This window comes from Mycobacterium deserti (assembly GCF_025345615.1).
Lineage (GTDB): Bacteria > Actinomycetota > Actinomycetes > Mycobacteriales > Mycobacteriaceae > Mycobacterium > Mycobacterium deserti.
This window is the reverse complement of record NZ_JAODWD010000002.1, coordinates 945,801-958,308: the sequence shown is the minus strand read 5'-3', so window position 1 is coordinate 958,308 and position 12,508 is coordinate 945,801. Positions and strand designations below refer to the sequence as shown.

General features: G+C 67.5%; 11 protein-coding genes. 5 read left to right on the top strand and 6 right to left on the bottom strand.

Translation table 11 applies throughout. The annotated features are described in order from the left end of the window. Window positions 1-121: 121 nt before the first annotated feature. The 3 genes from N4S67_RS10790 (at window position 122) to N4S67_RS10780 (ending at window position 2,584) form a co-directional block, all read left to right on the top strand. A complete protein-coding gene (locus N4S67_RS10790; RefSeq protein ID WP_260992932.1) occupies window positions 122-502 on the top strand; it encodes a heme-binding protein in 381 nt (126 codons plus the stop codon). Between the two features lie 63 nt (window positions 503-565). Beyond that, window positions 566-1,234 (top strand): response regulator transcription factor, encoded by a 669-nt coding sequence (locus N4S67_RS10785; protein ID WP_260993079.1) that lies wholly within the window; start codon window positions 566-568, stop codon window positions 1,232-1,234. A 3-nt stretch (window positions 1,235-1,237) separates the two neighbouring features. After that, window positions 1,238-2,584, top strand: a complete 1,347-nt coding sequence (locus tag N4S67_RS10780) for a sensor histidine kinase (protein ID WP_260992931.1) — start codon at window positions 1,238-1,240, stop codon at window positions 2,582-2,584. On the opposite strand, the gene N4S67_RS10775 is transcribed toward N4S67_RS10780, so the two are convergent. From N4S67_RS10775 to N4S67_RS10765, 3 genes are read right to left on the bottom strand one after another with little or no spacing between them, the layout of a single operon-like run. After that, the gene (locus N4S67_RS10775; RefSeq protein WP_260992930.1) at window positions 2,540-2,908 is read right to left on the bottom strand and encodes a DUF3054 domain-containing protein; all 369 of its coding nucleotides are present in this window, start codon (window positions 2,906-2,908) and stop codon (window positions 2,540-2,542) included. The genes N4S67_RS10780 and N4S67_RS10775 overlap by 45 nt on opposite strands. Next, window positions 2,895-4,097, bottom strand: coding sequence for a M23 family metallopeptidase (locus N4S67_RS10770; RefSeq protein ID WP_260992929.1), 1,203 nt, complete (start codon window positions 4,095-4,097; stop codon window positions 2,895-2,897). Before N4S67_RS10770 ends, N4S67_RS10775 begins: the two co-directional genes overlap by 14 nt. Continuing rightward, window positions 4,076-5,176, bottom strand: a complete 1,101-nt coding sequence (locus tag N4S67_RS10765; protein WP_260992928.1) for a lysylphosphatidylglycerol synthase transmembrane domain-containing protein — start codon at window positions 5,174-5,176, stop codon at window positions 4,076-4,078. The genes N4S67_RS10770 and N4S67_RS10765 overlap by 22 nt, the downstream gene beginning before the upstream one ends. Before the next feature lie 77 nt (window positions 5,177-5,253). On the opposite strand from N4S67_RS10765, the gene N4S67_RS10760 reads away from it, so the two are divergent. Beyond that, entirely contained in the window at window positions 5,254-6,393 is a 1,140-nt protein-coding gene (locus N4S67_RS10760) for an AI-2E family transporter (RefSeq protein ID WP_260992927.1), read from the top strand. A 69-nt stretch (window positions 6,394-6,462) separates the two neighbouring features. On the opposite strand, the gene N4S67_RS10755 is transcribed toward N4S67_RS10760, so the two are convergent. The 3 genes from N4S67_RS10755 to trmB are packed head-to-tail and all read right to left on the bottom strand — an operon-like array spanning window position 6,463 to window position 11,322. Then, window positions 6,463-9,741 (bottom strand): MMPL family transporter, encoded by a 3,279-nt coding sequence (locus N4S67_RS10755; protein WP_260992926.1) that lies wholly within the window; start codon window positions 9,739-9,741, stop codon window positions 6,463-6,465. 37 nt (window positions 9,742-9,778) lie between these two features. Beyond that, a complete protein-coding gene (locus N4S67_RS10750) occupies window positions 9,779-10,468 on the bottom strand; it encodes an NYN domain-containing protein (protein WP_260992925.1) in 690 nt (229 codons plus the stop codon). Then, complete coding sequence (trmB, locus tag N4S67_RS10745) at window positions 10,465-11,322, bottom strand: tRNA (guanosine(46)-N7)-methyltransferase TrmB (RefSeq protein WP_260992924.1); 858 nt, start codon at window positions 11,320-11,322, stop codon at window positions 10,465-10,467. The genes N4S67_RS10750 and trmB overlap by 4 nt, the downstream gene beginning before the upstream one ends. A gap of 217 nt (window positions 11,323-11,539) precedes the next feature. Between trmB and N4S67_RS10740 the strand changes: the two genes are divergently transcribed. After that, entirely contained in the window at window positions 11,540-12,451 is a 912-nt protein-coding gene (locus tag N4S67_RS10740) for a hypothetical protein (protein WP_260992923.1), read from the top strand. Window positions 12,452-12,508: the final 57 nt, after the last annotated feature.

The window sequence follows — 12,508 nt, the reverse complement described above, 5'->3', positions numbered from 1 at the left end:
CGGACTTTCTGACGGCAGGTTGATCACAAGGCAAGAAAGTTGGCGGACATTCTGCTTAGCTTTTTGTGCCGCTAACCGCCCATGGTTGCGGCCTCTCCACTTCCGATGAAGGAGCTTGTCCATGTTGCTCTCGGCCCGTACTGCTCGGCGAGCGGTAGCTGGCGCTGTCGGCACTGGCGCAATTGCCGGTGCGATGTTGTTCGGTGCGATGCCTACGGCGGCAGCTCAGGACGGACCGCCGAACTGCACCGCAGCCGATCTGGCCGGTGTCGCGTCCGGTGTCTCCGCTGCTACGTCGGCGTACCTGTTCTCCCACCCGGATGTGAACTGGTTCTTCACCAGCCTCGAGGGCCAGCCGCGCGATCAGATCCGCGATGATGTCCAGCGGTACCTGGACGCCAATCCGCAGGTGAAGGCCGAACTGACCGGCATCCGTCAGCCGTTGGTCGACATCAAGAATCGCTGCGGCGACACCAACGGCGACGGCATCGCCGACAGCTAGGCCGTAGTCCGCGTGCCGGCTGGGCTGCCCGCGCAGCATGAGGGTGCGGGCCGCACCGTGCTGATGGTCGACGACGACCCGGATGTCAGGACTTCGGTGGCCCGCGGACTGCGGCACTCGGGGTTCGACGTTCGGGTCGCGGCGACCGGTAAAGAGGCGCTGCGGCTGCTGTCCAGCGAGACGCACGACGCCCTCGTGCTGGACGTGCAGATGCCTGAGCTCGACGGCGTTGCGGTGGTGACCGCACTGCGCGCGCTGGGCAATGAGATCCCGATCTGCGTGCTGTCCGCCCGCGATACCGTCAACGACCGCATCGCGGGGCTGGAAGCCGGTGCCGACGACTACCTGACCAAACCGTTCGATCTGGGCGAGTTGGTGGCGCGCCTGCACGCTTTGCTGCGGCGTTCGAGTCACTCCGACCAACCCTCGGACACCATGACGGTCGGTCCGCTGACCATCGACACCGCGCGGCGGCTCGTCTTCGTCGCCGGTGAGCGCGTCGAACTGACCAAACGCGAATTCGACCTGCTCGCGGTGCTGGCGGAGAACGCCGGGGTGGTGCTGTCCCGTCAGCGACTGCTCGAACTGGTGTGGGGCTACGATTTCGACGTCGACACCAACGTCGCCGATGTCTTCATCTCCTACCTGCGGCGCAAACTCGAACGCGACGGACTGCCGCGGGTCATCCACACCGTGCGCGGGATCGGTTACGTCCTGCGAGACGAGCCATAACGGGTGAAGGCACCGCGGTTTCTGCGATCCGCGTCGTTGCGCACCCGGGTTGCGGTCGCGTCGGCGGCTGCGGCCGCCGGTGTCGTCGCGGGCTTCACGATCCTCACGTCGGTGGTGCTCGCGAACAACGATGCGGCACAACTGGATCGCCGGCTTGACTCGATCATCGACGCCAGTATGTACCCCGAGCAGTTGCAGGATCCGCGCCGCGGGGTCCTGACCACGGGGCGGTCGCGCTCGACCGGCCAGGTGGTGTTCCAGCGCGGATTCCAGTTGCCCGAGCTGCCAACGGGCACCGCGACGGTGGAAGTCAACGACGTCGAGTACCGGGTGCGGACGATAGCCGTCGATCAGCAGGGCGGCGTGCTGATGTCGATCGGCATCCGCGCCGACAGCATTCTGTTGAGCCGCGGCAGGATTCCGCTCTACACGGCGGTGGGCTTCGTGACGGTGCTGATCGCCGGCGGTCTGGGTTGGATGTTGGCTGGCCCCGCTATTCGTCCACTGCGCAGGCTGACCGAACACACCAAGCGTCTACACAAGGGCAGCGAGAAGATGCCCGAGGTGCGGGGCGTGCGCGAGGCCGAGGACTTGTCCGAGGCGATGTCGGCCATGCTGTCGCGGCTGGCGGCCGCGCAGCAGGCCACCACCAACTCGCTGCAGGCGGCCCAGGACTTCGCCGCCAACGCGGCCCACGAGTTGCGTACGCCGTTGACGGCCATGCGCGCGGATCTGGACACACTGCGAATCCACGACCTCCCGGCCGACGAGCGCGAGGAAGTGGTGGCCGACCTGTCGCGTGCGCAGCGGCGGGTCGAGGCGATCATCACCGCGCTCGGGCAGTTGGCGTCGGGTCAGTTGGCGCAGGCCGAGGATCGTGAGTTGATCGACGTCACAGACCTTTTGGACCGCGTCGCCCGGGAAAACACCAGGCCGGGCGATGAGGTCGAGATCGCGGTGGAGGCCGCCGACGACCTCGGCACGGTCTGGGGCTGGCCGGGTGGGTTGCGGCTGGCCGTCGACAACCTGGTGCGCAACGCGATCACGCACGGCCGCGCTACGCGCATCGTGTTGGCGGCCCGCCGCGACGGGAACACCATGACGATCGTCGTGGACGACAACGGGCGCGGCCTTCCGGTCGAAGAGCACGAGTCGGTGCTCGGCAGGTTCTCCCGCGGCAGCACCGCCGCACCCGGTGGCTCCGGCCTCGGCTTGGCGTTGGTGGCGCAGCAGGCGGCGTTGCACGGTGGGCGCATCGAGTTGTCCGACGGCCCGCTCGGCGGTCTGCGTGCGACGCTGACCGTCTCAGCCGCGAGCCATCAGCCGGACGCCGACGCGCCAGCCGAGTAACAGCACCGCCGTCGAAATCGACGCAACCACAATGAAACTCGTGGCCACACCGACTCCGGTGGCCTTGCGTAGCAGCATGCCGACGACGACTGTGCAGAACCACACCGTGACGCCGGTGGGGGCCACCGCCGTCGGCCGCAGCCAACCCCGTGACAGCAGCCAGCCCACGACGGTGCCTGCCAGGAACGGCCACGCGGTCTCGGCGATGCCGACCAGGTTCAGCCCCTCGTCGTGGCTGCGTCTGCCGACGGTGCAGAACACCACGACACAGATGATGTCGGTGGCCAATGCCACCACGGCCGGTCGAGTGTCAGCGGTCGCCATAGGTCATCACATCCAGTTCCAGGGGCATGACGCCACTTTCATCGCGAGGCTCCAAACCCGGCTGCATCGGCGCGGGACTGCCGTCGAAGATCGTGTCGAGTCCGTCGGCGTTCGCGATGCGCGAATCGAGGCGGAAGGCGTCGAAGACGAACGGTAGCCCGTCCGAGCGCAGCGGATCAGGTGTGCTCATGACGTGAAAGTGCAGGTGCGGGGCGGTGGTATTGCCTGTGTTGCCGACGTTTCCGAGCACCTGGCCGCTCGTCAGCTGATCGCCGGGCTGCACCTTCACGGTGCCGGTCTTGATGTGGGCGTACAGCGCGTAGTTACCGTCGCCGAGGTCCTGCACCACGTGATTGCCCGCATACTGGTCGAGCGGTAAACCGGTGGGGTTGCGGCCCGGCGGCTGTTCGGGCAGACCCTCACGCACCGAGACGACGGGACCGTCGCTGACGGCATGGATGTCGGCGCCGAAGTACGCGTAGCTCTCAGGGGTGGCCGCGGGGCCGTTCACCAGACGGCCGTCGGGCCGGAGCTGCACGTAGTCGATCGCGAACCTCTCTGCGCCCCAGAGGCTCCCGTTGATCGGGTTGAGTGCCGTGCGGTGCGCGCTGGTGTCGCAGCAGCCGTCGCCGTCGACCCAGTTCGGGCCTTTCAGTGGTGGGCTGATCGCGACGGGTTGGCGCTTCTGCACGTCGACCGGGGCAACGTCGATGGTCTGCGCGGCGGGAAACAATGGGGGTTGTGGTTGCGAATTGGACAGCGCCACAGCATGTGTCAGAGTGGTAGGAACCTGCACCCCGTTCTCCAACGCGACGTCGAGCCACACGATGGCCGTCTGCGCTGCGCCGATCTTCCTCGCGGGTGTCGGTGTTCCGAGTACCCGCGTCCAGGGCGTCAGCCGATCACCTGCGAGGTTCAAAAGCACGATGTCGCGGTCGGTGACGGTCACCGACGTCAACGTCACGTCGTGAGACATCACGTTGGTCAGCCGCAGTTCGTAGGCCAGGTGGGTCTTGCCGTCGGTCGCCGGCACCGCGACGGGCGCGGCGACGGCCTCGGCGATCAACGGAGTGACCACCGAGGGTGCGGGGCCGCGGGTGGGCTCGGCGGGTCGGGCCTGCTGGGACTGCGATGTACACGCCGTCAGCACCGCGACACTGACCAGGGCTAGGGCTTTTCGTGATCGCATGCGGCCTCGTTGTCTATTGCGGCATCGGGGTCGAGGTCCGCCTCGGTGCGGAACATGAAGAAGAACACCACCCAGCCGATCGCGGCGATGAAGATCCAACTGATCAATCGGTAGATGAGCATCGCGGAAATGGCCGAGGCCAAGGTCATTCCGCTCGATACCAACCCGGGCACCAGGACCGCCTCGACCACCAGGAGGCCACCGGGCATCAAGGGAATCGATCCGGCGGCACGCGCCGCGACGAAAGCGACCGTGACACCGGGTAGCGACGGATGCCCGCCGGCCGCATAGCAGGCGAACAGCAGCGTCGCCACGCCCGTCACCAGAGTGAAGACCGACCACATGAAGGCGCCACCCAGTTGGCGTCGCGACAGCTTGACCGACTCGAGTTGCGCCAGCATCTCGCGGAACTTCGCGACCCCGGTGTCAGCCGGTTTCGCGCGCAGGTAGTTCACCCAGGACAACACCCGCACCCCGATGCCGTCGAGCAGGTCGGGTCGTGAGGCCACCGCTTGGGCCAACACGATCAGCATGATGAAACCCGCGAGGGTGAAGATCAGCGAGAACGGATTGTGTTTGGCGCCGAGGAAGAACGCGCTTCCCAAGCCGAGCAACGCCAGAGTCGTGACCTGCAAAGCGCCCGACATGACCAACTGCCACGACGCGATCACCGGCGTGGCGCCCCACATCCGCTGCTGCCGATAGATGAACGTCGCCGAGAGCACCGGGCCGCCGGGCAGCGTGGTGCTCAGCGAGTTGCCGGCGTAGAACGCGGCCTGAGACCGCCAGCGCTGCACAGCGACTCCCGCCGAGCGCAGCAGCTTGCGCTGGATCTCGCCGAACGCGTGCATGGACGCCAGCGCCACCCCCAACGCGGCCAGCACCCACCACCAGTTGGCCGACAACAAGCTCTTCCAGGCCTTGGCCAGCTGATCCCAGACCAGCACCAGTTCGACAGTGAGCACGACGACGGCGATGCCGAGTACCGCCCAGCGCAGCCACCAGTACTTGCTGCGCGTGGGCCCTTCACGGCTCGCCCGTTCCGGCTGCGCGGCGCTCGCCGGCGCGTCGTGGGACACGACCTACAGGGTAGAACCTGACGTGGGCAAATCTGCAGTTCCGCGGGGATGACGCGGCAGGCCGTTACGCTATCGGGATGCCAGGGGGAGTTGTCGCTGACGACGATGCGGTGTCGCCGCTCGTCCGGAAGGCTGCGGCGTGGTCGTGGCGACTGCTGGTGATCCTGGCCGCCGTCGTCGCGCTGCTGTGGGTGTTCAAGCGGCTGGAGATCATCGTCGTGCCGGTGGCGTTGGCGACGATTCTCGCGGCGCTGCTGATGCCGGCCGTCGACTTCCTCGACCGGCGTGGAGCGCCGCGCGGCGGTGCCGTCGCACTGATGCTGCTCGGCGGATTGGCCGTGGTCGGCGGCATCATGGCGTTCGTCGTCAGCCAGTTCATCGAGGGGGCACCTGCTCTGGTCGAGCAGGTGAGCTTCAGCATCGACGGCGTGCGCGACTGGCTGATCGACGGCCCGCTGCACCTGAGCAGAGACCAGATCGACAACGCGGGCAATGCCGCGATTGAGGCCCTGCAGAACAATCAGGAGAAAGTGACGACGGGCGCGCTGTCGACAGCGGGCACCGTCACCGAGATCGTCACCGGCGCGGTGCTCGTTCTCTTCAGTTTGATCTTCCTGCTGCAGGGCGGACGCAACATCTTCGCCTTCGTCACGCAGATCTTCCCGCTCACCGTGCGCGACCGGGTGCGCGATGCCGGGCGGGCCGGATTTCATTCGCTGATCGGTTACGTGCGGGCCACGTTCCTGGTCGCGCTGGTCGACGCCGTCGGCATCGGCACCGGCCTGGCCATCATGAGTGTGCCGCTGGCGCTGCCGTTGGCGTCGCTGGTGTTCCTCGGCGCGTTCATTCCGCTCGTCGGTGCGGTGATAGCCGGTGCGCTCGCGGTGGTCGTCGCACTGATCGCCAAGGGTCTGATCTACGGGCTGATCACCCTCGGGCTGGTCATCGCGGTTCAACAATTGGAGGGTCACGTCCTGCAACCGCTGGTGATGGGCAGGGCAGTGTCGATCCACCCCCTGGCGATCGTTCTGGTGATCGCGGCCGGCGGCGTCACGGCGGGCATCGTCGGTGCGCTGCTCGCCGTTCCGGCGCTGGCATTCCTCAACAGCTCGATACGCGTGCTCACGTCCCCAGATCCGGAGGCTGAAGAAGCCGCACAGGAATACGACGACGGCCCGCTGGTGAAAGCCGAATCCGACGACGTCGAGGGCATCTAGCGCGTTCGCGTCGGCCCGGGTTGTACCCAACCCATGTCGACTTCGGTGGGCAGACGGAGCAGATGAAACCTAGATCCGGCCCTCGCGGCGCAGCAGGTCCTGGGCGCTCATACCGCCGCCGCGGCGTTTGCGTTCGTCGTCCTCGCGCGTGTTGATCTTCTCCGTGGATTCCGGATCTCCACGGCCTTCCGGCGGGGTCCCCACCTGACGAGGAGTGGGAATTGCGGTCGTCGGATCGTCGCTCTGCGGCTGAGGCGGCCGCTGCGCAGGGATGGCCGTGGTCGGCTCGTTGCCCGGCTGCGGCGGCTGCTGACGCGAACGTTGTTCGGGCATTGCCCGGGTCTGCTCGGCCGACGGTCGCTTCGGCGGCGACGGGGGCGCCGGTTGCCCGCCGGTGCCCCGCAATTCACCGAGCCACGACTCGATTTCGCGCTCCTCGCGCGGCCGTTGCGGTGGAACAGGCGGCTTCGCCGGATGCCGCGTGGCGCGGGTGGCTGAGCGGGCCGACGTCATCCGCGTGGTCTGGGGCTCATCGGCGGGCGGCGCCGGACGGGCGGTCGGGATCCGGGTGGTCCCCGCGACCGACGGCGCGTTGGCGCGCGGCTTGGCGATGCGCGTCGTCGCACCCGGTCGAGACGTGCCTTCTGGCGCGGGATGCGTCGGGTCATGCGGCGGTCGGGGGCGCGGCGGCACCGGAGCGCCGGCGCCCACCAGGGCCTCGTCCGGCTGATCCCGCACGGCGGGCCGCTTGCGTTCGTCGGGCAGTTCGGTCTCGCCGAGCCCCAGACGCTCCTGAATGCGCTTCATCCACAGCGGCGCCCACCAGCAGTCGTCGCCGAGCAACTTCATGATCGCGGGCACCAGGAACATACGGACGATGGTGGCGTCGAGCAGCAGCGCGATCAGCAGGCCGAACGCCAGGTACTTCATCATCACCAGGTCGGAGAAGACGAACGCGCCCGCGACCACCGCGAGCACCAGCGCCGCGCCGGTGATCAGGCGACCCGTCGTCGCCGTGCCGATGCGAATGGCCTCGGCGGTGGACAGACCACGCTCACGGGCCTCCACCATGCGCGAGACCAGGAACACTTCGTAGTCGGTCGACAGACCCCAGATCACCGCGATGATCAACCCGATCATCGGCGCCATCAGTGGCTGCGGCGTGTAGTTCATCAGCCCGGAGCCGTGCCCCTCGACGAACATCCACGTCAGCACGCCCATCGTCGACCCGAGCGTCAGTGCGCTCATGACGGCGGCCTTGATCGGCAGCACGACGGAGCCGAACGCCAAGAACATCAGGATCGTCGTGGTGACGATCAGGATGGTCACCATCAACGGCAGCCTGTCGAACAGGCTGTGGATACTGTCCTGCTCCAAAGCCGGTGTGCCGCCGACAGATATCGTGATCCCGCGCGGAGGCGAGATCGCACGCAGTTCCTCGACTTTCTTCGAGGCGTCGTTGCGGTCGACGAGGCCGTTCTGAATGACGCGGACCGACGCGTCGGTCGAGTTGCCGCCGCGCGGCTGCCACATCTTCGCGGGGTCGCCGTCGGGTTCGATGAAGCCGGGGATGGCCAGCGCCTCGTTGCGGATCTCCGCGACCTGCTGGTCGGTCACCGGCTGGCCGTCGGTGTTCTGGATGACCAATGTCAGCGGCTCGGTGCGGAACCCGGGGAAGGTCTTGTCGAAGTCCTCTTGCGCTACTCGGACCGAGTTGTCCGGCGGCAGGTACTTCTCGCTGATGCCACCCAGAGCCAACTGTCCCAGCGGAATGATGAGCACGATCATGGCGATCGCAATGGGCGCCGCGAAGGCGACGGGGCGCTTCATCACGACGTTGACGAGCTTGCCCCAGAAGCCCTTCTCGACCTCGGCGCGCGTCTTGGTCTTCTGTGTCTTCTCTGCAAGCCAGTTCAGCCACCACACGATCGGCGTGCGAGCGAGTGGGACGTATCGCGCCAGCGCCATCCCGACGACCACGATGGCGACGAAGATCACGATGCCGAGCAGAACCCAGTACAGCGCGCTGCCGATGATGTCCGCGTCCTTCATCGCGATGACGCCGTATGCGAGCCCGCCCAGCAGCGTGATGTAACCGAGCGTCAAGCCGATGAGCGCGAACTGCGTGCCCCGCTCGCCGGTTTCCCTGATGCGCTTGCGCGCGAAGTGGCCGAGTGCGATGCCCACCGGCGGAAGTAACAGTCCGGTGGGAATCGACGCGAGCGCGAGCGTATTGGTGCGCGAATTGCCGGTGACGGGCGTGGCCGAGTCCGGCTCGGCGAACTTCAACAACCAACGCACGCCCAGCGCATCGACCCGCTGGCCGAGAATGGCGAGCGCGGCGGGCAGCACGGTGATCGAGAGGATCGCCGCGAGCATCACCGACGCGATGATCGCGTAGGTGATCGACTTGAGGAAGCCCTGCGGGAACAACAGCAGCGGCACCGACGACGCAACGAGGATGACCGCGGAGAACATGATCGTGCGACCGGACGTCATCACGGCACGGCGCACGGCGGCCTCGGTGTCGTAGCCCTCGGCCATCTCCTCGCGGAACCGGCTCACCATGAACAGGCCGTAGTCGACCGCGATTCCGAGACCCATCAGCGTGACCACGGGCTGCGCGAAGAAGTGGACCGGCATGAATTCGGCAAAGAGCCGCATGATGCCCAGCGCGCCCGCGATGGTCAGGCCGCCGATGATGCCCGGCAGGGCCGCCGCGATCACGCCGCCGAACACGAAGAACAACACAACGCACACCAGCGGGATGGCGGCGACCTCGGCGCGCTTCTGATCCTCGCCGATGGTGCCGGTCAGCTCGCTGGCCAGCGGGTTGAGGCCGGCCAACTGGATATCGCCGCCGTTGACCTGCTGCAGGTCCGGCTCGATGGTCTGGTAGTTCTTCAGGATCGAGTCGTCGTCGTCGCCCTTGAGCGGGATGCTGACGAAGGTCTGCGACAGATCCTCGGTCTTCATCTGCTGCACCGTGGCGAGCGTGGTGGTGGGCGCTTTGAGCCATCCCACCCAGGTTTCGATCTGGTCCGGGTGGTCGGACACCAGCTGGTCCAGTTCGCCGGTGACGGACTTCATCCACCCGGGGTCGTCGACTTTCTTGCCGTCGGGCGGCGTCAGGATCGCGACGACGTGGCTCGTCCGGTCTCGTCCGTAGGCTTTGTCAGCCGCCAACGAGGCGGCCACAGATTCGCTGCCTTCGTCATAGAAGCCGCTCTGGGTGACGTGGTTTCCGAGGGAGATCCCGTAGATGCCGCCACCGAGGCACAGTGCGACCATGACGCCGATAACGATGTACCGGAATCGGTACACCATTCGACCCCACCAGGCGAACACGTAAGCTCCTTACTCGATCGGCGGCGACCCGCGCAGGTCAGTTGTTCACGCGCGAGGTCAATAGCGAGGACAGCGGCCGGAAAGGCTGCAGCCAAGCCCCCTGCTCTGGCAGCGAATCAAGGCCGATTCGCGGTAACGGTTCCCGGAAAACACCAGGAATGTCCTCCAGGTCGACGAACTCCAAGGTATCCGACGCTAGCGCCCAGCTCGCATGTTCGCGAAATCCGAGCACCTGTACCGGAGTGCCGTCGCGGGCGAGCTCCTCGAGCGGCAGTTTGAACGCCTGCCCGTCCGCGGAGGCCACCAGCACGCCGGCCAGACCCTCGCCCCGGCGCAGCGCGATGTGGTTCAGCATGTCGGTGTCGACGTCGCTGTCTTCGTCGATCTTCGGTTTGGCGAAGACCGCAAAGCCCACGTTACGCAGTGCCTCCACCCACGGTCGAACGACGTCGGCGCTACCTGGGGCGATGTTGGTGAAGACGGTCGCCTCCGGCTCGAGGGTGAGGTCCGGTCGCGACTCCGACAGCTCGGCGGTCCGGGACAACAACCAGCGGCCGAGCGCGTCGAAACGGGGCCGATGCGCGGCGGTCGGTCGGCCGCCGAGGATCGACCCGAGACCCATGTCGAGGTTCGGTGCGTCCCACACCAGCAGCACGCGCGCGGTGGGTGCTGCCACCGGCGGCGGCGCCACGTCACCTACTTGTTGGACGTCTTCGGCCAGGCTCATGCTTTTTCCCAGATGAGTTCGGCGACGGCGCTGCCTGCGTGCTGTGCCTTGCCTTCGTACTTGGTGACGGGCCGCTCGACGGAGATGGGCAGCTCGGCGTGCGCGGAAACCCGCCGCAGGCGCGGTTCGGCGTCACCGACCTCGGCGATGTGCTCGGCGTAGCCGGCGTGATCGGTTGCGGCGTGCAGCACCCCGCCCGGTCGCAACCGGTCGGCGATCAGCGCGACAGTGGCCGGTTGCAGCAGCCGGCGCTTGTGATGGCGGGCCTTCGGCCAGGGATCGGGAAAGAACACCCGCACGCCGGTCAGCTCCGCGGCGCCGAACATGTGCTCGAGAACTTCCACCCCGTCGCCGCGGATCAACCGGATGTTGGTGACACCGGTGCGGTCGATGCCGGTGAGCAGCTGGGCCAACCCCCGCCGGTAGACCTCGACCGCGATGACGTCGAGGTCGGGCTCGGCCTGCGCCATCGCCAGCGTCGAGGTGCCCGATCCGCAACCGATCTCCACCACGACCGGCGCCGAACGCCCGAACCACGCTTCGGTGTCGAGTCGAGGCGCAGGCCCCTCGTCGTCGCGGGCGTGCATGCCGATCTCCGGCCACAGCCGGTCCCACGTGGCCTGCTGGCCACCGGAGAGGGTGGTGCGCCGAGTCCGGAAGCTGGTGACCCGCGGGTACAGGTGGGGACGCGTGACATCAGGCCCCGAAGCCGAGGGGTCGGCGACGTCAGACCCCGGAGCCGAGGGGTCGGCGACATCAGACCCCGGAGCCGAGAGGTCGGCGACGTCAGACCCCGGAGCCGAGAGGTCGGCGACATCAGACCTCGGCGAATGCATCCGTCCATGGTCGCTCATCGGAGGGTGAGTACCCGCATCGTGGTGAAGATTGATACCCAACAGTTGCCTTCGGCGGATTAACTCACAGGCTGCCGGAACCGGGGCTCGCGCCACGTCGCCGGAACTGTCAACATCTCTGCTGAGATGACCGACTTTTGGCCAGGCGATTGAGAAAGGCCGCTCAATTTTCGTCGACGCGCTGACGCGATTCGCTGAGCTGCACCACACCCCGCGGTTGACGCCGATTCTCCGACGCGTCGCCGCGCCGCTGCGGGTCGCGGTCCGGGGCCGTGACGGGGTCGGGCGCACGACGGTGGCGGCGGCGCTGACCGCCTCGGGCGTCGAGCTGAGCGCCGGTGCCGCGGATATCGATGTGGTCGTGATCGCCGAGGCGCTCAAACCGGAGGACCGCGCGCTGATCGGCAAGGACCGGCCGACGGTCCTGATGCTCAATAAGGCTGATCTGACCGGATTCGGCCGTGGGGGACCGTTGGCGTCGGCGCACCGCCTCGCCGCGGAGTGCCGCGCGCTGACCGGGGTGCCGACCGTGCCGATGGTCGGGCTGCTCGCCGTGGCCGAGCTGGACGACGAACTGGTCGCCGCATTGCGCACGCTGGTCGGAATGCCCGCCGACCTGACATCGACGGACGCGTTCGTCGAGTGTCCACATCCATTGCCCAGGGAGGTTCGACGACGGCTGCTCGACACCTTGGACCGCTTCGGCGTGGCCCATGCGGTGCTGGCCGTCGGCTCGGGCACGACGTCTCGCGCGTTGACGGATCATTTGCGCCGCCTCAGCCTCGTCGACGGTGCGGTCAGGCACCTAGACGCCGCGGGCGCGCCGATCCGATACCGTCGAGTTCAGACGGCGCTCGCCCAATTGCGAACGCTGGCAGCACAATCGGCCGACGACCGGCTGGCGGATTTCCTGTCGGCCGACGCTACCGTCCTGGCCGTCATGAGTGCGGCGGTCGATGTGGTCGAGGCCGCTGGTGTGCACGTCGACCGCGGCGACGATGCGACCGCGCACCTGCGCCGCGCCGTGCACTGGACGCGGTACGGCCGCGGCCCGGTTGACGCGCTGCACCGCCATTGCGCCGCCGACATCAGCCGCGGCTCGCTGCGCCTGCTCGGACGCGCGACGTGACCGCGCAGGCGCCGGGGACCCACCCGTCCGATGGACAGGGGAACAGCGGTATCCAGG

Bases quoted from the DNA above. Each gene is read 5' to 3' on its own strand.
- N4S67_RS10790 (WP_260992932.1), top strand. From the start codon at position 122: ATGTTGCTCTCGGCCCGTACTGCTCGGCGAGCGGTAGCTGGCGCTGTC.
- N4S67_RS10785 (WP_260993079.1), top strand. From the start codon at position 566: ATGGTCGACGACGACCCGGATGTCAGGACTTCGGTGGCCCGCGGACTG.
- N4S67_RS10775 (WP_260992930.1), bottom strand. From the start codon at position 2,908: ATGGCGACCGCTGACACTCGACCGGCCGTGGTGGCATTGGCCACCGAC.
- N4S67_RS10770 (WP_260992929.1), bottom strand. From the start codon at position 4,097: ATGCGATCACGAAAAGCCCTAGCCCTGGTCAGTGTCGCGGTGCTGACG.
- N4S67_RS10760 (WP_260992927.1), top strand. From the start codon at position 5,254: ATGCCAGGGGGAGTTGTCGCTGACGACGATGCGGTGTCGCCGCTCGTC.
- N4S67_RS10750 (WP_260992925.1), bottom strand. From the start codon at position 10,468: ATGAGCCTGGCCGAAGACGTCCAACAAGTAGGTGACGTGGCGCCGCCG.
- trmB (WP_260992924.1), bottom strand. From the start codon at position 11,322: ATGAGCGACCATGGACGGATGCATTCGCCGAGGTCTGATGTCGCCGAC.